Annotated in this window: 24 protein-coding genes; 16 read left to right on the top strand and 8 right to left on the bottom strand. The window is 29.6% G+C overall.

Annotated elements, in window-relative coordinates; translation table 11 throughout:
* Window positions 1-160 precede the first annotated feature (160 nt).
* Entirely contained in the window at window positions 161-829 is a 669-nt protein-coding gene (locus ACESR5_RS07565) for a MurR/RpiR family transcriptional regulator (protein ID WP_087243605.1), read from the bottom strand.
* Window positions 830-882: 53 nt separating this feature from the next.
* Here ACESR5_RS07565 and ACESR5_RS07570 point away from each other — a divergent pair, with 53 nt between their 5' ends.
* The gene (locus ACESR5_RS07570) at window positions 883-1,494 is read left to right on the top strand and encodes a hypothetical protein (RefSeq protein WP_211962613.1); all 612 of its coding nucleotides are present in this window, start codon (window positions 883-885) and stop codon (window positions 1,492-1,494) included.
* Window positions 1,495-1,509: 15 nt separating this feature from the next.
* Entirely contained in the window at window positions 1,510-2,796 is a 1,287-nt protein-coding gene (locus tag ACESR5_RS07575; RefSeq protein ID WP_373154923.1) for a PTS sugar transporter subunit IIC, read from the top strand.
* 61 nt (window positions 2,797-2,857) lie between these two features.
* Here ACESR5_RS07575 and ACESR5_RS07580 read toward each other — a convergent pair whose 3' ends face one another.
* Complete coding sequence (locus ACESR5_RS07580) at window positions 2,858-3,379, bottom strand: TetR/AcrR family transcriptional regulator (RefSeq protein ID WP_373154925.1); 522 nt, start codon at window positions 3,377-3,379, stop codon at window positions 2,858-2,860.
* A gap of 119 nt (window positions 3,380-3,498) precedes the next feature.
* Between ACESR5_RS07580 and ACESR5_RS07585 the strand changes: the two genes are divergently transcribed.
* The 4 genes from ACESR5_RS07585 (at window position 3,499) to ACESR5_RS07600 (ending at window position 7,366) form a co-directional block, all read left to right on the top strand.
* Window positions 3,499-4,368, top strand: a complete 870-nt coding sequence (locus ACESR5_RS07585; protein ID WP_087243609.1) for an SDR family oxidoreductase — start codon at window positions 3,499-3,501, stop codon at window positions 4,366-4,368.
* Window positions 4,369-4,446: 78 nt separating this feature from the next.
* Window positions 4,447-5,187: a MurR/RpiR family transcriptional regulator gene (locus ACESR5_RS07590; protein ID WP_373154927.1), complete on the top strand. Its 741-nt coding sequence runs from the start codon at window positions 4,447-4,449 to the stop codon at window positions 5,185-5,187.
* Window positions 5,188-5,256: 69 nt separating this feature from the next.
* A complete protein-coding gene (locus ACESR5_RS07595) occupies window positions 5,257-5,931 on the top strand; it encodes a DUF6198 family protein (RefSeq protein ID WP_087243611.1) in 675 nt (224 codons plus the stop codon).
* Between the two features lie 13 nt (window positions 5,932-5,944).
* Entirely contained in the window at window positions 5,945-7,366 is a 1,422-nt protein-coding gene (locus ACESR5_RS07600; protein WP_087243612.1) for a 6-phospho-beta-glucosidase, read from the top strand.
* Window positions 7,367-7,392: 26 nt separating this feature from the next.
* Here ACESR5_RS07600 and ACESR5_RS07605 read toward each other — a convergent pair whose 3' ends face one another.
* Window positions 7,393-8,013 carry a hypothetical protein gene (locus tag ACESR5_RS07605; protein WP_087298303.1) on the bottom strand — a complete coding sequence of 207 codons (621 nt, stop codon included), beginning with the start codon at window positions 8,011-8,013 and terminating at the stop codon, window positions 7,393-7,395.
* Between the two features lie 131 nt (window positions 8,014-8,144).
* Between ACESR5_RS07605 and ACESR5_RS07610 the strand changes: the two genes are divergently transcribed.
* From ACESR5_RS07610 to ACESR5_RS07620, 3 genes are all read left to right on the top strand, one after another.
* Window positions 8,145-8,699 carry an ECF transporter S component gene (locus ACESR5_RS07610; protein ID WP_191340642.1) on the top strand — a complete coding sequence of 185 codons (555 nt, stop codon included), beginning with the start codon at window positions 8,145-8,147 and terminating at the stop codon, window positions 8,697-8,699.
* Entirely contained in the window at window positions 8,668-9,090 is a 423-nt protein-coding gene (locus ACESR5_RS07615; RefSeq protein WP_087243615.1) for a DUF1893 domain-containing protein, read from the top strand. The genes ACESR5_RS07610 and ACESR5_RS07615 overlap by 32 nt, the downstream gene beginning before the upstream one ends.
* A gap of 159 nt (window positions 9,091-9,249) precedes the next feature.
* The gene (locus tag ACESR5_RS07620; protein ID WP_373154930.1) at window positions 9,250-10,887 is read left to right on the top strand and encodes a glycoside hydrolase family 2 protein; all 1,638 of its coding nucleotides are present in this window, start codon (window positions 9,250-9,252) and stop codon (window positions 10,885-10,887) included.
* A 6-nt stretch (window positions 10,888-10,893) separates the two neighbouring features.
* Here the strand turns inward: ACESR5_RS07620 and ACESR5_RS07625 are convergent, their stop codons facing one another.
* Together ACESR5_RS07625 and ACESR5_RS07630 are read right to left on the bottom strand one after the other, a co-directional pair.
* Entirely contained in the window at window positions 10,894-11,361 is a 468-nt protein-coding gene (locus ACESR5_RS07625) for an Rrf2 family transcriptional regulator (protein WP_373154932.1), read from the bottom strand.
* An 89-nt stretch (window positions 11,362-11,450) separates the two neighbouring features.
* Window positions 11,451-11,903 (bottom strand): N-acetyltransferase family protein, encoded by a 453-nt coding sequence (locus ACESR5_RS07630; RefSeq protein ID WP_373154934.1) that lies wholly within the window; start codon window positions 11,901-11,903, stop codon window positions 11,451-11,453.
* A 96-nt stretch (window positions 11,904-11,999) separates the two neighbouring features.
* On the opposite strand from ACESR5_RS07630, the gene ACESR5_RS07635 reads away from it, so the two are divergent.
* On the top strand, window positions 12,000-12,548 hold the full coding sequence (locus ACESR5_RS07635; protein ID WP_289526978.1) for a GNAT family N-acetyltransferase: 549 nt from the start codon (window positions 12,000-12,002) through the stop codon (window positions 12,546-12,548).
* Here the strand turns inward: ACESR5_RS07635 and ACESR5_RS07640 are convergent.
* Complete coding sequence (locus ACESR5_RS07640) at window positions 12,526-13,263, bottom strand: nucleoside/nucleotide kinase family protein (RefSeq protein ID WP_373154936.1); 738 nt, start codon at window positions 13,261-13,263, stop codon at window positions 12,526-12,528. The genes ACESR5_RS07635 and ACESR5_RS07640 overlap by 23 nt on opposite strands.
* A gap of 9 nt (window positions 13,264-13,272) precedes the next feature.
* The gene (locus ACESR5_RS07645; RefSeq protein WP_289526980.1) at window positions 13,273-13,854 is read right to left on the bottom strand and encodes a hypothetical protein; all 582 of its coding nucleotides are present in this window, start codon (window positions 13,852-13,854) and stop codon (window positions 13,273-13,275) included.
* A 110-nt stretch (window positions 13,855-13,964) separates the two neighbouring features.
* Here ACESR5_RS07645 and ACESR5_RS07650 point away from each other — a divergent pair, with 110 nt between their 5' ends.
* From ACESR5_RS07650 to ACESR5_RS07675, 6 genes are all read left to right on the top strand, one after another.
* On the top strand, window positions 13,965-14,528 hold the full coding sequence (locus ACESR5_RS07650; RefSeq protein ID WP_373154939.1) for an SOS response-associated peptidase: 564 nt from the start codon (window positions 13,965-13,967) through the stop codon (window positions 14,526-14,528).
* Between the two features lie 64 nt (window positions 14,529-14,592).
* Complete coding sequence (gene bcp, locus ACESR5_RS07655; protein ID WP_373154941.1) at window positions 14,593-15,057, top strand: thioredoxin-dependent thiol peroxidase; 465 nt, start codon at window positions 14,593-14,595, stop codon at window positions 15,055-15,057.
* A gap of 44 nt (window positions 15,058-15,101) precedes the next feature.
* The gene (locus ACESR5_RS07660) at window positions 15,102-15,890 is read left to right on the top strand and encodes a Cof-type HAD-IIB family hydrolase (protein WP_373154943.1); all 789 of its coding nucleotides are present in this window, start codon (window positions 15,102-15,104) and stop codon (window positions 15,888-15,890) included.
* Between the two features lie 157 nt (window positions 15,891-16,047).
* A complete protein-coding gene (locus tag ACESR5_RS07665; RefSeq protein ID WP_168081120.1) occupies window positions 16,048-16,311 on the top strand; it encodes a DUF2624 domain-containing protein in 264 nt (87 codons plus the stop codon).
* Window positions 16,312-16,423: 112 nt separating this feature from the next.
* The gene (locus tag ACESR5_RS07670; protein ID WP_373154945.1) at window positions 16,424-17,236 is read left to right on the top strand and encodes a Cof-type HAD-IIB family hydrolase; all 813 of its coding nucleotides are present in this window, start codon (window positions 16,424-16,426) and stop codon (window positions 17,234-17,236) included.
* Window positions 17,230-18,387 carry a PLP-dependent aspartate aminotransferase family protein gene (locus ACESR5_RS07675; RefSeq protein ID WP_373154947.1) on the top strand — a complete coding sequence of 386 codons (1,158 nt, stop codon included), beginning with the start codon at window positions 17,230-17,232 and terminating at the stop codon, window positions 18,385-18,387. The genes ACESR5_RS07670 and ACESR5_RS07675 overlap by 7 nt, the downstream gene beginning before the upstream one ends.
* A gap of 69 nt (window positions 18,388-18,456) precedes the next feature.
* On the opposite strand, the gene ACESR5_RS07680 is transcribed toward ACESR5_RS07675, so the two are convergent.
* Window positions 18,457-19,257: an MBL fold metallo-hydrolase gene (locus ACESR5_RS07680; RefSeq protein WP_373154949.1), complete on the bottom strand. Its 801-nt coding sequence runs from the start codon at window positions 19,255-19,257 to the stop codon at window positions 18,457-18,459.
* Window positions 19,258-19,298: the final 41 nt, after the last annotated feature.

Here is a 19,298-nt window from a genome sequence, read left to right on the forward strand (position 1 = left end):
AATGGATATAATACCATATATTCTTTCATTTGAAAACTAAAAGCTGTTGACTTTTTTACTTTGTCAACAGCCTGAAACATGTTATAAATTCTATAACATGTTTTTTTCTTGGATAAATTAATATAATTTTATTGGTGTTATTTGTATAATATTGTCGGCTTTAAAATAATAATGTTTCAAAAGCAATAATAGCTTCGCCAAAGAAGGTATTAGGACGATTTAAATCATGTGAAAATGAGTCATATTGTTCAATAACGATTGGTAATGTAGAAAGCTGAATAATAGGGGATTGAGGATTACCAATAAAGCTAATAATAGGAACATGATTATGATAAGCCGTTTCAATCATTTCGTTTAAGCGTGGTGTTTTTCCTGAATAAGATACAACAATAAAAATGGTATTATCAAAAAAATGCTGACTAAACATTTCCATATGGACAACACACATTGTAGAATAACCTAAAAGGGTTAAGCGTTGTTGCATATATTCAGCAATAGGAGCAGAAAAGCCTAAACCAAAAACAATAATGCGTTTAGAATGATCTTGGAGTAAAGATTGGAATTGTTGAAAAAAAGAACGATATTGTTCATGATAGTTGATAGTATGATTATCCTTGGTAGATGTCAGATGATAAATCATATCACTATAACCATCAAAACCAAACTTCTTACAAAGTTTATAAATAGTAGAAGTACTGGTATAGTTATCTTTTGCCATTTGACGTATACCAATTGACTTGAGTTCAATAAGATGTTCTTGGATATAACTCACAATTTGTTTCTCTAGATTATTTAATTCAAATTTTTCTGATAAATGCTCAATATTCATAAAAACACCTCCAAAACTATTATGTCATATTCAAAAGAAAGGAGCAAGAATTCATGGCTAAAAAAATGTATGACCCATGGTCAAAAATTACAACAAGAAATGGTTATGCAGGAGATGAAGTGATCTCTGCATTACAAAAATCTATTCGTAGAGGTTTAGAAGAACAGGCATGTATGTTCGCTTATGAATTGTATATTTCTTCACCACAGTTAGAAGAAAAATTATGGCGAAGATTATTAACAATTTCAGTAGAAGATATTGGTATGGGAAATCCAATGGCATCTGTTGTTGTGAATAATTTATATCAGATGAGTAGAGAATTTGATTATGCTGATGGAGATAGACCTATCTATTTCATTCACGCCATTAGATATATGTGCCAATCTGAAAAAGATCGTTCAAGTGATTTATTGAAAAATATTTGTATCAAATCTTTTGCAATGGGGAAATTACCAGAAATTCCTGATTATGCATTAGATAAACATACACAACGTGGACAGGCAATGGGAAGAGATTCATTCCATTTCTTAAATGAAGCGAGCCGTGTTTATCCACAAAAAGAAATTGATAATGATTATAAAGAAAGATATGCCAAAATCTTAGAAGAATATGATCCAGAAAATGTTGTGGATACAGCATTTCAGTTTAATGGATGGCAATTTTAAAGGGGAGAGTAAAAAATGATTAGTCGATTAGAACAGTTATTATCACCGCTTGGAAATAAGTTAGGAAATCAAAGACATTTACAGGCTATTTCTAATGGGATGATGATGTCACTTGCATTGATTGTTGTAGGATCAATATTTTTAATTATCGCCAATCCACCAATTAATTTAGATATCGTGGATATGAATACAGGAAATATTTTCCTAAAAGCTATGATTGCATGGAAGCAATGGGCTGTTGCTAATTACAATACAATTACAATACCTTATACCATGACAATGGGATTAATTGGTTTAGTCACAGCATTTGGAGTTGCTTATTGTTTGGCTGAAAGCTATCAAATGAAACCAGCAATTAATGGCATTATTTCTATGTGTGTATTCCTTATGATTTCTGCTCCTGTTACTGATGGACAATTATCAATGACTTATCTAGGAGCAGATGGTTTATTTGTCGCATTAATTATTGGTTTAATTTCAGTTGAAATTTGTCGTGTTGTTGGAAATAAAATTGTCTTTACATTTCCAGAAAGTGTACCAACAGCAGTCACAAACTTTGTGAATTCATTATTACCATTAGCAGCTAATATTATTATTATCTATGGTTTAAATCTTGTCTTAATGGGTGTTAGTGGTCAATCATTACCACAGTTTGTTATGAGTATTTTAACACCAGCTATTTCAGGTGTTGATAATGTTTGGGCTTATATGGGAATCTTTGCCTTTTCTAATATTTTATGGTTATTTGGAATCAATGGATCATCTATCATTTTCCCAATTGTGTTCACATTAGGAATTACAAACTCTGGACTGAATGCCGATTTAATCAATGCGGGACAAAGTGCTGAACATATCATGAATTTACAGATGTATAGATACGCTGTATTGGGTGGTGGAGGAAACACTTTAGGTCTTGTCTTATTAATGTGTTTTTCTCATGTGAAACATTTAAAAACAATTGGTCGTTTAAGTCTAGTCCCAGGTATTTGTGGAATCAATGAACCCGTTATTTTTGGTGCACCAATTGTCTTAAATCCTATTTTAGCGATACCATTTGTTTTCATGCCATGTATTTCTATTGGACTTGGTTATTTGGCACAAAGTATAGGTTTAGTAAGTATGGGATATATTGTTGATCCTTCATTTACACCATTCTTTGCACAAGGATTCTTATCAGCATTAGATTTAAGAAATGTTATCTTTATGTGTGTATTGATTGTTATAAGTATGGTTGTGTATTATCCATTCTTTAAAGTCTATGAAAAATCAATAGCTCAAAAAGAAGGTATTGAAGAAAAATAATAAGAAAAGAGATTTCATTCATGATGCTCATGTTTGAAATCTCTTTTTCTATCATAATAGTTTATGACTGTTTTTGTAATTGTTTAATCATTTGAAATAATTCTTGAGGTGTTTCTTTTTTATCTGATAATATCCAATAATAACAGATTTGAAAATAAGGGATTGTATGATAAATCATAAAGTATTCTTTATATTGATGAATGAAAGGATTATTTGATTGTTCTAAACTATTTAAGATACAATGAGTATTATATTTTGCGATATAGGGAAGTAAATTCCACTTTTGTAATGCCAGTAAAAGGGCAGTATTTTTATCAAAGAATTGTATAAAATCTAAGATAGCCTCATCACTTGTAAAATAGGAAATATCAATATATTTATTTTGAAATGCTTTTTGATGAGCTTGTCGATAGACTTCTTTTAAAACATCTTCAACAGATTGGTAATTATTATAAAAAGCATTTCTTGAAACATGAGCTTTTGTGACTAAAGATGTAATTGTGATATCCTCAATAGATGTCTTTTGTAATAAATCAATAAGTGCCTCAGTAATCTGTTGTTTAGAATAATTTGCTTTGTTCATGACAATCACCCATTTCATTATATCAAATAACAACAAAAATGCGAAGAATGTCCTTTTTGACTTATACTTATTGATAAAATATAAAGAAAGATTTATAGTGCATTTAGGAGGATAGAAAAATGAAAGATTATTTTGGATATCAAGGACAAATCGCAGTTGTGACAGGTGCAGCTTCTGGGATGGGAAAAGCAACAACAGAAATGTTAGTGGACTTAGGAGCAAAAGTTTATGCATTAGATTGGCAGAAAGTAGAGGTAGATGGAATTGAAAAATATATACATGTTGATTTAAGTCAAAAAGAGTCTATAGATCAGGCATTTCAAGAGATTCCTGACCATATTCATGCTTTCTTTGGTATAGCAGGAGTTTCAGGAGCAAAAAATGATTTTATAACAACTTGTAAAATTGATTTATTATCTAATCAATATATTTGTGAAGAATATTTAATTCATAGAATGCAAAAAGGTGACGCTATTGCATTTATGACATCTACAGGTGGTAATGGATGGGAAAGAGAAGATAATAAAGATATTTATTTACCAGTTATTCAAGCATCTGGATGGGATGGAAAAGTTGCGGCTATAGAAAAAACAGGTATGAGTCGAATGCCTGGAACAATGGCATACCCATTTAGTAAATTAGCTATGAATTATTTAACAGTCTATTTACAATCTACATTTGCATCTCAAGGTATAAGAGTAAATGCGGTATTACCCGGTTCAACAGATACAGGTATGAAAGATGAATTTACACAAATGGCTGGTGGTGAAGAAGCTTTATTATCTCATTGTGGTTATGCAAAACGTCTGGCTACCAGTGAAGAAATGGCTATGCCTATCGTCTTTTTAAATAGTGTAATGGCTTCATATATTTCTGGTGAACATTTAATTGTTGATTTTAGTCAAACCAGTGAAGAAATTGCAGGAATTAAGCCAGTAGGACAAGTGATTTCTTTAAAAGGAATATTAGAATATATGAAAAATATGTAATCTTCATTTATAAATGTTATAATTGTAATGACAGTTATAGCATTTTATTTTTCGTTATATAAGTGAATGGTGATAATGATGATTATAGATAAGGTTAATGATATTATTAATGGACATACAAGTAAAAATTCATTATATGTTTTTTGTGTTTTTATTAAGGAAAATATTGCAAAGATTCCTAGAATGACTATTGAAGATATAGCAAAAGCATGTTATATATCAAAAGGACAAGTTTCAAAGTGTATTCGAAATCTAGATTATCAAAATTATGAGGAATTTATATATGAATGTTATTCATATTTAGATTCCTTAGAAAGAAGGCAGCTTTTCATTGATAAAAAATTATCTTTAAAGGAAAACATAAGCATTTTTTCTGATAATTTTCTTAAAAATATACAGTACACTCAAAAATATTTAGATTATACTCAAATAGAAGAACTTATTAAAAATATAAAAACTTCCCGTAAATTTTACTTATATGCTCAAGGGGATGCACGATCACTTATTTATAATATTCAAAGGGAATTGAATATATATCATATCAATACAATTATTTGTGACGTGGATTTAAAAAAAGAATATTCTTTTACAAATCAAGATTTACTTATTGTTATAAGCATAAATGGAGATACTTTTCACTATGATAAAAGAATTATTCAAAGACTAAGAAACACAAAAGTTAATAAATGGTTGATTACATGTCAGAATGATATCAATTTCTGTGAAAACCAAATTTTTATACACTGTTTGCATTTTTCTTATCATGTATATATGATGAGATATATTATTGATATTATTCTTCTTGGTTTACAAATGTGAGTTTCCTTTTTGGAAACTTTTTTTGATTGTGCTTATTTTTTTTATATGATGATTACAGGAGGATGTTATATGTATAAAATTTCAAGTGAATTACTCTATGTTTTCGCTATTTTGTTATTGGGGTTTGGTGTTAACTTAATGTCAATAGCTGATTGTGGCATGTCAATGATTGTTTGTCCAGCATATATTATTAGTCAAAAATATAATCATTTAACATATGGACAAGCAGAATATTTAGTTGCGGGATTTCTATTTGTTATTTTTTGTATCGTACTACGAAAGTTTCGTTTAGCTTATTTAAGTTCGTTTATAACAGGTTTTTTATATGCAACTACGGCTGATATTTTAAAATTCATATTACCAATATTTCAAGTAACTATATCTTCTTTGGTAATACGTATGATTTGTTTCTTTTTGGGTATGATGATATCTGCTTTAGCAGTAGCTATGTTTTATGAAACATATTTTTATCCACAAATTTATGATTTCTTTTGTAAAGTATTATCTAAGAAATATAAAATATCATTGAAGTTATTCAAAACATGTTTTGATTGTACATTTTTAATGATTTCACTATTCATGTCTTTGATATTATTTAATGATTTTGTAGGTATAGGGTTAGGAACAATCATTATGGCAATATGCAATGGAGCATTGATACAATTTTTTCGTACAAAAGTTTTAAGTCATTTTATTTATATACCAAGATTTAAAAAATTATCATATTATTTAAACAATGCATAAAGGAGGAAAAGTTATGGGATTTAAAGAAGGATTTTTATGGGGTGGTGCAACAGCTGCCAATCAAGTTGAAGGTGGTATTTTCGAAGGTGGACGTGGTTTAGCTAATGTCGATTTGATGCCGTATGGTCAAGATCGATATGCTATTGGAACAGGAGAAAAATGGATTAATCATATTGACAATCACTATTTTCCAAGTCATCAAGCTGTTGATTTTTATCATCATTATAAAGAAGATATTGCATTAATGGCAGAAATGGGATTTAAAGTTTTTAGAATATCCATTGCATGGACACGCATTTTTCCACATGGTGATGAAGAATCACCTAATGAAGAAGGATTAAAATTTTATGAAGATGTATTTAAAGAGTGTCATAAATATCATATTGAACCATTAGTGACAATAAATCATTTTGATTGTCCTATGTATTTGATCAACAAATATGGAGGATGGAGAGATAGAAGAATGATTGATTGTTATGTTAAATTAGCAAAGGTTCTATTGATAAGATATAAACATTTTGTAAAATATTGGCTAACTTTTAATGAAATCAATATGATACTTCATTTTCCGTTTGTTGCAGCAGGACTAAGATTTAAGGATGATGAAAATAAAATACAGGCTATGATTACCTGTGCGCATCATGAATTAGTTGCTAGTGCACTCGTCACAAAACTGGCTCATGAGATTAATCCACAAAATCAAATTGGATGCATGTTAGCAGCAGGGTCTTATTATCCAGCAACATGTAAACCTGAAGATTATTGGAAAGCTATATGTGATAATCGAGAAAGCTATATGTTTATTGATGTTCAATCAAGAGGCTATTATCCTCCATATGCTTTAAAATGGATAGAAAAGAATCAAGCTACCATTCCATTTATGAATGATGATAAGAATTTATTGATGGAAAATACTGTTGATTTTATAAGTTTTTCATATTATTCATCAAGAGTTTCTAGTTCGACTCCTGATAGTAGCTGTCAAACTGAAAGTAATATATTTGCATCTGTTATAAATCCATATTTGAAATCGAGTGAATGGGGATGGCAAATTGATCCTTTAGGTTTAAGAATTACTATGAATGAACTTTATGATCGTTATCAAAAACCATTATTTATTGTTGAAAATGGTTTGGGAGCTAAAGATATTGTAGAAGAAGATGGAACAATTCAAGATGATTATCGCATTCATTATTTAAGAGAACACATTAAAGCGATGAAAGATGCTGTTGATAAAGATGGTGTTGATTTAATGGGATACACAACATGGGGATGTATAGATTTGATTTCCAATGGGACTGGTGAAATGGAAAAAAGATATGGATTTATATATGTAGATAGAGATAACAGGGGAAAGGGAACGTTCAAAAGGTTAAAGAAAAAATCGTTTGAATGGTATAAAAAAGTCATTGCTACAAATGGGGAATTATTATAAAAAAACATGTCACTAGTACATGTTTTTTAATTATATAAAATACTTTGATAATATTCTTTTGTCTTTTGTTCAAAAGATTGATTCATATCCATTTGTTTTTCAATGATTTGTGATTCCATCTGTTGAATTTGATCTTCTTGAGGAGCATGGTCACTGGCAATGACGCTCACTGTAGATATTGTTGCTTGAGGAAATTGTTCTTGGAGATGACGAATCGTTTCATTGATTTGATTTTGAATTGTACTTTTAACATCATTGAGTAAATTATCAATAATCAGTAAAATCATATGTATAAAAGGATAATCCTTATCCACCACAACATAAGCACCTAATGCTTGTTGGTGATTCATAGAATTTAATGGGAATTGTTGTGTCATGTCCATTTTTTCAACAAAGTATAATGGGCTATAAAAAACGTGGTCTTCTTTTCGTGTTAAAAATGGTTGATCTTGATCTGGCTGAAGAAATAACATGTCTTTATATAATGAAAAAATAACATTATCATTATAGATAGGTGTTAATTGCTTAAAATCCTCTATTCCTTTGGATAGAGTTGTATACATATCATTGCTGTATTTCATTTTTTCAACATAATCATGTATATCTTCTTGAGAAATCATATCAAGATATTCATAAAGTCTTTTCATAACCTCACCTCAATCATGGAGTATAGCATAAATATATCATATAGAAAAGAAAAAAGTCTTATGGAAATTGAAAAAAGGGTTGACTTTAAACCTTACTTTAGCGTTATGATATAGTACGAGGTGGTTTTACAATGAAAACAAAAAAATTAACATTTGGAGCTATGTGTTTAGCTATATCTTTATTATTACCACAAGTCTTTCATATCATTGGTATGCAACAGGCTGGTTCTGTTTTTCTTCCAATGCATTTACCTGTTTTTATTGGTGGAATGTTACTTGGACCTATCTATGGCTTATTTTTAGGAATCTTTGCTCCTTTGACAAGCTTTGTTGTGACAGGAATGCCTTCTGCTGATCGTGTTCTTTTTATGATGAGTGAACTGGCAACTTATGGGACAGTCAGTGGTCTGTTGTTTCATCAGTTCCATTTCTCTAAACAGAAATTTGGTTCTTTGTCTGCCTTAGTTCTTTCCATGATTGCTGGAAGGGTTATCTATGGTATTGTGATTTCTATTGCAACATATCTGTTTGGTATTCCTTTGGGAGGTATTCCAGCAGTGATTGCAGCTACAACAACAGGGATTCCAGGTATTATTATTCAATTGATTTTTGTACCAACTATTGTCATGGCGATTGTTAAGGGAGGATATTTTGATGAAGTTGCAGCAACTGCAAAAAAAGCTTAACGAAGAAGGATTATCATTAATTGCTGATAGACAGGGAGAACTCTATACATCAAAGCTTCATGGCATAGGACCTATTATAAATCCTATGAAGGAAGATATATATTATTTTGAAGATGCAATCGTAGTTGATAAAGTCATTGGAAAAGCAACTGCAATGTTACTGATTTTATCAAAAGTGAAATACATTTATGCCTATGTCTTAAGTGAAAAAGCCAAAGAAATATTGGAATATTATCATATCAGTTATGATTGTGAAAAAGTTGTTCCTTATATTATCAATAGAACACATGATGGTATGTGTCCTATGGAAAAGACTGTTTATGATATGAATGATTTAGATGAAGCTTTTATAGCTTTAAAACATAAACAAAGTGAATTAATGAAACAATAATGTAAAAGCATCCCATTTGGATGCTTTTTTCATATAGACGACATCACTCATAGTAAGCTTTCACGTCATGATAATCATCCTTTGTGAATAATATCGTATAAAATGATTTCAGACAAAACATATCTATTATATAATAGAAATATAAAGGAGTTGTTTTATATGAAAAATAAATATGACTATCCTCGTCCACAATTATATCGAGAAAGCTTTCAATCATTAGATGGAGAATGGTTATTAAACCAGCAGACTATCCAAGTCCCTTATCCACCACAAGCTCCTTTGTCTTGTTATCAAGGGGAAATTGGTGAACATCTTCATTATCAAAAGACATTTATATTAGATGATCATATGCTTGGAAAAGAAAAAAGTATTCATTTGCATTTTGGTGCTGTGGATCAAATCGCAAAAGTCTATATAAACCATCAATGTGTAGGAGAACATCAAGGTGGATATTTACCATTCTGGTTTGACATTACATCGTTTATTCAAGATGGAGAAAACCTTTTAGAAGTTCAAGTCACTGATCAGCTATCTGATCTTTATCCTTATGGCAAACAAAAGAAAAAATCAGGTGGTATGTGGTACACACCAGTATCAGGCATTTGGCAATCTGTCTGGCTTGAAGCTGTACAATCACATTACATACAGGATTTAAAAATAACCCCATCTTTAGATCAGATACATCTTCATATTGAAACAACAGCTGCTCACTATCAAGTCAGTATTGTCGCAGATGAATTATTTTTAAAAGAAATATTTCATGATAAAGATATTGATATAGACATACCATCTTCATATCGTCATTTATGGACTCCAGAAAATCCATACCTATATAAAATATTTATAGATACGGATAATGATCATGTAGAAAGTTATTTTGCTTTAAGAACAGTAGAGGTTAAAAATCAGGATATTCTATTAAATGGAAAGCCTATATTTATACATGGGGTTTTAGATCAGGGCTATTTCCATGATGGACTATATTTGCCTCATCAAATGAATGAGTATGAAAAAGATATTTTAAGAATGAAAGAATTAGGATTTAATTGTCTAAGAAAACATATTAAAGTTGAACCTGAAGCTTTTTACTTTGCCTGTGATCAACTTGGAATGTTAGTCATACAAGATCATGTTAATAATGGACAATATCATTATATCAGAGATACAGTTTTACCAAACTTAGGGTTCAAATATCGCTTGGATCATGTAAGAGGGAAACAACTTCAAAAATATATATATCAAAAACATATGTTGGACACATTGAAACATTTATATAATCATCCTTGTATTATTGGATATACTATTTTTAATGAAGGATGGGGTCAAATTCAAGCTGATAACATGTATCAATTATGTCAAGACTATGATTCATCTCGTTTCTATGATGCCACTTCTGGCTGGTTTCATCAAAAATTAAGTGATGTTCAAAGTGAACATGTTTATTTTAGAAACAAGGTATTAAAAAATAAACAAAATCGACCTATATTATTAAGTGAATGTGGTGGTTATACAAGAATTGTCGATCAGCATGTCTATTCTTCTCGTCATTATGGTTATGGAACAACCCATAGTGAAGAAGAATTAACGGATCAGATGATAAAAATGTATGAAGAAATGGTGTTACCATCTATTGATCATGGCTTATGTGGATGTATTTATACACAATTATCAGATATAGAAGATGAAATCAATGGTTTATATACATATGATCGTCAAGTATGTAAAGTCAATAAACAGCGTTTATTGAAGCTACAAAAACAAATTCAAAAAACATTTGAGGAAAAGAAAAGAATATAATGATGTTTATTCATTATATTCTGATACATTTTCCTTTTTTTCATTTTGAATATAATATTGAGTATCTTTGATAATATCTGCGAGTGTGATGCTTTTCAATTCATTTTCTAAAGCTTTTTGAACCTGTATTAATTTGTTATCCAATATATGATGAATATTTCTACCTACTGGGCATTGTGGATTAGGGTTTTCATGAAAATGAAATAATTCACCATTTTCAATACAGTCAACAGCATTGTAGATATCTAAGAAAGTAATCTCTTTGGCATCTCTTGCAAAAGAGGCACCGCCACTTCCTCGTTGCACACGGACTAGTCCTGCATTTTTGAGTTGAGAAAGGATTTTTCTTATAATGACAGGATTGACATTGACACTAGAAGCTAAAAAATCACTTGTTATTTTCGTTTCATTTTGAAATGTATCAATACAAGCAAAAATATGTACAGCAATTGTAAAACGACTTGAAATTTGCATATGGATTCCTCACTTTCATATTTGATTATAGTGTGAGTAAGATGTAGTGTCAATGGTTACAATAATAAAAAGATTGCATTTCACAATCTTTATAACTTTTGTTCCATCATAATTTTTAATGGTGTCATTCCACAACTTTCATAAAATTTCATGGCAGATTCATTTAAACACCAGACATTTAATGTAACGTGATAGAAATCATGTTTTTTTGCATAAGCTATAACATATTCATAAAGCTGTTTACCAATATGCTGCCCACGACAGTTTTCATCAACACATAAATCATCAATATAGAGTGTCTTTTTATTTTCATAAAGATGTTGAACAATACAGAAAACATATCCTAAGATATGATGATTTTCATCTTCAAATACAAAAATAGGTCTAGAAGAATCACTTATTATTTTTAATAATTCTTCATCATTATATTTTTTACTCCCATGTTGAAATAAATCTGGTCTACCGTCAGCATGAACATTATTTACTTGATATAATAAATGATTTATTCCTTCTAAATCATTTGGTTTTACTTCTCTAATCATTTTCAACTCCTCCTTCTATATATTATAGCGAAAAAGCTATTTTTTTAATAGAGAAATAATGATACAATATACAAAATATGAGAGGATGAAACAAATATGAAACATATAGGAACACAAAATATTGAAACATCACGTTTATTATTAAGACAATTTAAAATCAATGATGTTGATGATATGTTGAAAAATTGGGTACAGGATGAAGAAGTGACACGTTTTCTTACATGGCAACCTCATGAAAATAAAGCCACAACAATCAATATTCTTAATGAATGGATTCATCAATACGCAAAGTTAGATTACTATAATTGGGCTATTGTATTGAAGGATTGTCAAGAAGTCATAGGAAATATTGCTGTTGTTTCACACAATGAAAAAGCACAGTTAGCTCAAATCGGTTATTGTTTGTCAAGAAAATATTGGCATCAAGGAATTATGACAGAAGCATTAAATAAGGTTATAGACTTTTTATTTGATCAAGTTCAATATGAATGTATACAATCTCATCATAATATTCAAAATCCCCATTCAGGAGCAGTCATGAAAAAATGTGGAATGAAATATGAAGGAACTTTAAGACATTCAGATTGGGACAATCAAGGTGTTTATGATGCTTGTTATTATTCTATTTTGAGAAGTGATAAATAGAATCATGATATTCTAATTGAATATGTGCCTGTAACGAATGGTTAAGAACTCTTTTTACATTGACCCCATCAGAATTTTGATAGAATTGTTTTGCTTGATGATAAGGAATTCCACCTAACATCTTTCTTTGAATTAAACGTTTTTCAAGTTCAGCTCTTTGAGCTTTGATAAAAATGGTATCATCAAACAAGAAACGAATATCTTTCCATAAAGGTTCATTCAATAAAAGATAATTACCTTCAATCAAAACAATATCATGATTGACAAAAACTTTATTTTCTTCTGGATTATGTAAAACACGATTATATAAAGGAAAATATGTATCTTGTGATTGAACCTCTTTGATTTTTTCAATGAGTTTTTCAACATCAAATGTTTCTGGACAACCTTTCACATCTTTCATACATATTCTTTTTTCATCTCTTACAATATAGTGTGTATCCAGATAATCTTGATAACGATGAAATCCATCCATACCTATAGCTTGTATAGGTGTTAATGCTTCGTCTTGATTTGAAAGATATTCTAAAAATAAAGAAAGTGTTGTTTTACCTGCACCAGGTGGTGCAGCTAATAAGACAAGTAAACGTTTTTGCTTTTCTTTTTGTAAGTGTGTCCATCTTTGTAAAAGAGGAATAAATATTTCTTGAATATTATGTTCATCATACTGGGCATGAATGATATGCCCATTAACTAATAGTTGATATGTTTTCATATAGACTCCTTAAGGTATAATGATTTTTCTTCGTTTTTTGGAACATGTTTTTTCATAGATTAAAGCTTCTAAATTCATTTTAATGAGATCTTGACGGTGAAATGAAAATGGAATGATTTGGTTTGATAGAATATCAAAACAATAGATTTTGGTTACAGAATTAATAAAAATATATTGATAAAAATCATGAGGAATTTGTTTTTGAGATAGAAAATGTTGTAAAGATTCTTGTAATAAATTATGACAATGAGAAAAAATATAAAGTCCATTGTATAAATAATGTTCATAATTTTTAGCTTTTTTTAACTTTCTATCAATAGCGTCATCTATCTTTTCATAAACAAAGGCTAAATCTTGATGACTATGGTCAAAAGGTGTTAAATCTAAGGACATATAGAGGGGTTTTTTCATGTCTTCAACAGCTTCTTGAGGTGTTAATGCTTGTGTGACTTCAATACCAAATTGGATAGAAGGTATACGTAAATCTGGGCGATCTGATTGTATAATAGCTTCTTTATCAATATTAAAGAACAAAGTCAAAGTTAAAGCTGCATATTTTTCAAAATAATTTTTACTATAGGTTTCTCTCATAAGATACGCTCACTTTCATGATTTTCTATATTTATTATCTCATAATCAATAAAAGAAGAAAATAAGAAAAAAGATATGTTATAATGAATAACAACAGGAGGAAAACATTCATGTGTGGAAGATATTATATCATGAAACAGATTTATCAAGTATTAAAAGATATGGGAGTGGATGTTCAATGGAATCAAATTCTTTTGGGGGATTGTTTCCCTAAACAAAAGATTCCTGTGATTGTTGAAAATCATGGAAAACTTGAAATCAAAAAGATGCAGTGGGGTTATAGGATACCTTATACTTCCCAACTTATCATTAATGCAAGATGTGAAACATTATTGGAAAAGAAGTTATTTCAAAAAGATGTGAAAGAAAGACGTTGTCTTATCTTTGCGAAAGGATTTTATGAGTGGGATGGACATAAACATCAAGTGTCTTTTGAAAGTGTTCATGACCCGATTCTTTTGATGGCAGGTATATATAATGATAAAGAAGAAGTCGTGATTATCACTAAAAATGCTAATGATGTCATGAAGCCTTTGCATTCACGTATGCCATTAATCATTGATCAACATGATATAGTGCAATGGTTTGATGCATCTATCTCTCCATACCAATTTTATGATAATGATTATCCTATTCAAATAGTATCTGGAGTCTATCAGCCTTCATTATTTTAGGAAAAGCATATTAATATGAAAAGAAAAATAAATTTGTTATAATGGAAAAAAGGAGTGAGAACAAATGTTAGAAACAGGAATCAAGGCACCGGATTTTACATTATTGAATCAAGATGGAGAATCAGTGACTTTAAGCCAATATTTAGGAAAGAAAATAATTTTATATTTTTATCCAAAAGATAATACACCGGGATGTACAAAACAGGCTTGTGGATTTGCTCAATTATATCCTGATTTTCATGAAAAAGGAGCTGTCATTTTAGGTGTCAGTAAAGATAGTGTGAAATCTCATAAAAAGTTCCAAGAAAAATATCAATTACCTTTTACCTTATTGTCTGATCCAGAATTACAAGTTATACAGGCTTATGATGTATGGAAAGAAAAAAATATGTATGGTAAAAAAGTCATGGGAGTTGTCAGAACAACATACTTGATTAATGAAGAAGGGATTATTGAAAAAGCATATACAAAAGTGAAAGCTGCTCAAAATCCTGAAGATATGCTGGAAGTTTTAAACGCATCTCAATAGATGTGTTTTTCGTTTTAAATAAAAACATATGGGGAGGAAGGAACATGATTCGATTAATTGCGACGGATATGGATGGAACATTTTTAGATTCAAATAAGAAGTTTGATAAGTCTTTTATTGAACTCTTTTATAAAATGCAAGAAAAAAAGATAAAATTTGTTATTGCAAGTGGTAATCAATATTATCGTTTATACCAGAAATTCTTACCATTAAGCGATCAGATGTATTTTATTGCTGAAAATGGAAGTTATATAGCCAAAGGAACAACAGAATTACATTGTGATGTCATTTTAAATCAAAAAGTCCAGGAAATGATACATATCTTATCACAGTATCAACGTATTTTTATGATTTTGTGTGGGAAAAAAGGAGCATATATTTTAAAAGATGAGTTTGCATATAGGAATGAGGTTAAAAAGTATTATTGTGCCTATTCATTTGTGAATTCCTTTGATGATGTTCATGATGAGATTATGAAGATTGCGATATATGATAAACAACACCATATTCAAGATTTGTTAGATGAAATCAGTCAACAGTTACCAATAGGTGTGAAGATTGTTACATCAGGAAATGAATGGATGGATATTCAAAATCAAAATATGAATAAAGGCGTAGGTATACAATTTTTACAGGATATGTATCAAATTCAATTTGATGAATGTGCTGCCTTTGGTGATCAAATGAATGATTATGAAATGTTGCAGGAAGTCAAGTATGCTTATGCGATGTCTAATGCAGTCCAACCAATTAAAGACATTGCATATAAAGTGATTGGTTCTAATGATGAACAGGCTGTTTTAAAGAAGATAGAGGATATTTTAAATGATTGATATATTTATACTTTTACAAAATATATGATAAAAATATACTAAAACGCTAAAAAGTGATGTTATATTTTCATAATTAGAAAATGAAAAACAATTGTTTTGATAGAAAACATAAAGTAAAAGGATTATAATATATATAATAGAAAAGGAGGTTGGTTATATGTTTAGTCTTTTTGATATTAATCATCATTTACAGAAGTTGACACTTAAAAGAATTAAACAGATGTGTACTCGCAATAAAACAAATATTGATGATCAAAACTTAAAAGTTATTTTAAGAATTATAAAAGATAATCCACATGCTGTAATTGATGAAGATTATCATCCATTGTTATTGGTAGAGATTAGTAAAGAAACCAACCTAGAGGTTTCCAAACAATTTAAGCCAATATTAGAAAACTATATAATGAGAGAAATTAAATAATAAAAAAACTGTAATCCATAGAATATTGAAATTCTAAAGATTACAGTTTTTTCTTTCTTGCTTTTTTGTTTTATCATTGTAAAATAAAAAGAAAAAGCGAGGTTATTTGTAAATGAAAATGATAGTTATGGATATGGATGGTACGTTATTAACACAAAATCAACAAATCTTACCCTATACAAAAGAAGTCTTAATGAACTTACAAAAGCAAGGTGTTTCGCTTGTTTTAGCAAGTGGCAGAGATGTCAGTAGCTTAGAGTATTATGGGAAGCAGTTAGATATGGATCAATATCCTCAAAGTGGATATATTGTTTTAAATGGATTAGAGATTTATAATTCAAAAAAAGAATGTCTGCATCGAGAACAAAGACTAACAAAAAATGATTTAATGATTTTGAATGAAATAGCACAAACATCTTTCTTTGATATGATTATTTTCTTTGAAACGTGTTTATATATTTTTGATTATGGACATACAGGAATTATGGAAGAACATTTTATTGATAGAGAAAGACATATGGTTCATGATATTCATGAAATACCAGAACATCTTTTTTCTACAATAAAGAAAGTTGCATTTGTACAAAGTGAAACAATGATGAGTGAAAAAATACCAATTCTTCAAAAACAGATGTCTTCACGTTTTAGTATATGTAGAGTAGAAAAAGATTGGGTAGAAATTAATCCAGTTCATGCTTCAAAAGGACAGGCTCTTTTGAAGTTAGCACAAATTAAAAATATATCATTAGAAAATATTATTGCTTTTGGAAATGGTGAAAACGATATAGATATGTTAAAAATAGCAGGAACTGGCATAGCTATGGATAACTCTTTTGATACAGTAAAAGAAGTTGCAGATGCTATTTGTGAAGATAATGAACATGATGGAATTGGAAAATATTTAGAGGGAGAGATAAAATGTTAGATCAAGAGAATATTTGTTTATCAGTAGAAAAAAAACAAAGAGAATATAAGAGTGTTGCGCCTGAGATTGTGCAAACATCATCATTTCAATTTGATGATTTTCAACACTATGTTGATGTTAATATGAATAAGAAAAGTGCTTATACATATACAAGGGGAGAAAACCCAACATTAACAATTCTAGAAGAGAAACTAGCTCAATTAGAAAAAGGGGAATGTGCTAAAGTTTTTGCTTCAGGAATGGGAGCAATCAGCGCCACAATATTGAGCTTGGTTCAACAAAAGGATCATATTGTCATTGTGAATACTGTGTATGGATCAACTGTCAAATTCATTCAAAATCTTGAACGTTTTGGTGTTGAAAGTACAAAAATTGATGTATCTTCTACTGAAGATATATTTGCTTTTGTTAAGGAGAATACAAAAATGATTTATTTTGAAAGTCCTTCTTCTCAAAAGTTTGAAATGCTTGATTTAGAGATGATCAGTCAATTTGCGAAACAAAGAAATATTATCACAGTTATTGATAATACATGGGCAACACCATTATTTCAAAATCCTTTGGTGCATGGAATTGATATTGTTATACATTCTTGTTCAAAATATATTGGAGGACATAGTGATTTGGTTGGTGGCGTTGTCATTTCTAATCAAAAATATATACATGAAATCAATGAATTTGGTCAAATCTTTTTAGGAGCAACAATGTCCCCAATGAATGCTTGGTTAGCATTAAGAGGATTACGAACATTGCCTGTTCGTTTAAAATCTCAAGAACAAAGTGTTAAACAGGTGATACAATTTTTACAACAAAGTCCATATGTTAAAAAAATATATCATCCTATGGTCCATACATCTACTGATTTAACAGATAAGTATTTAAAGGGATATGGAAGTTTATTAAGTTTTGTATTAAAAGATGCAACCCCAGATGTTATTGAAAGATTTGTTGATTCTTTAAAACATTTTACTTTGGCCTATAGTTGGGGTGGCTTTGAAAGTTTAGTCATGCCTGTATGGAAAGGAAGCAACGAGGAAGAATTGAAAGAAAGAGGCTTGGATATTGGACATATCAGAATGTATATTGGATTAGAAGAAGTAGAACTTCTTATTGAAGATTTACAAAATGCTTTTAATCATGCCTACAAATAAATATCTTTGTTATATGATATAGAAAAGGAATTGAAATAAACTAATTGCGTATTTCAATTCCTTTTTCTATTAAATGTTAATAATATCTAAATCATCAGGAATCCATATATTTCCCTGGAAATATTGTTTGGCTTCTTGCATGTAGAGAGAATGACGTTGTTTGATATTTTTATCTTCAGTGTGATACAAAAGAAGATTTTGAATATTTAAAGACTGAGCTAATTGACAGGCATCTTTCACTGTCGAATGATGTTTTTCATAAGGATGAAAAATATCAGCTTCACTATGTAAACAAAAAGCTTCATGAAGTAACCAATCACTATTTTGAATATAAGCTTCATTGATTTGATGACATGGTTCATCTCCACAACAAGATAACTTTTTATTGTGATCTAATTGCATTTGAAAACCAAATTGTTTTGTTTTTGTAGAATGGATATCAAAAAAAGTGACTTGATGATTGATAATCATATGACTATCATGATCTTGAATTTCAATCAAGTGAATACGTTTGTTAATAAATTGTGTATGCTTTGCTTCTAAAACCAGATGAACCATTTGCATGATAATATCAATAAGTTCTTTATGAGCATATATACGCACTTCACCTTGATATTTTCCTTGACTCATATGTTGACCAATCATACGAATCATCCAGATAATTCCCATCAGATGATCAATATGTTTATGTGTGACAAAGATATCTTTAATATCCTGCCAATTAATATGCGCTTTTTCTAGCTGTGATAAAAGGGTATTTCCGCCACCACCATCAACTAAGAAATATTGATTTTGATTTACAAATACAAAACAGGTATTATAACAGTTTGTTACTAAAGCATTACCTGTACCTAGCATAATTAATTTCATAGAAAACCTCCATTTCTTTTTTGATTTTACATAAATGAGAA

Origin of the sequence: Clostridium sp. AUH-JLR23, assembly GCF_964238065.1 — a bacterium.
Classification (GTDB): Bacteria; Bacillota_I; Bacilli_A; order Erysipelotrichales; family Coprobacillaceae; genus Allocoprobacillus; species Allocoprobacillus merdigallinarum.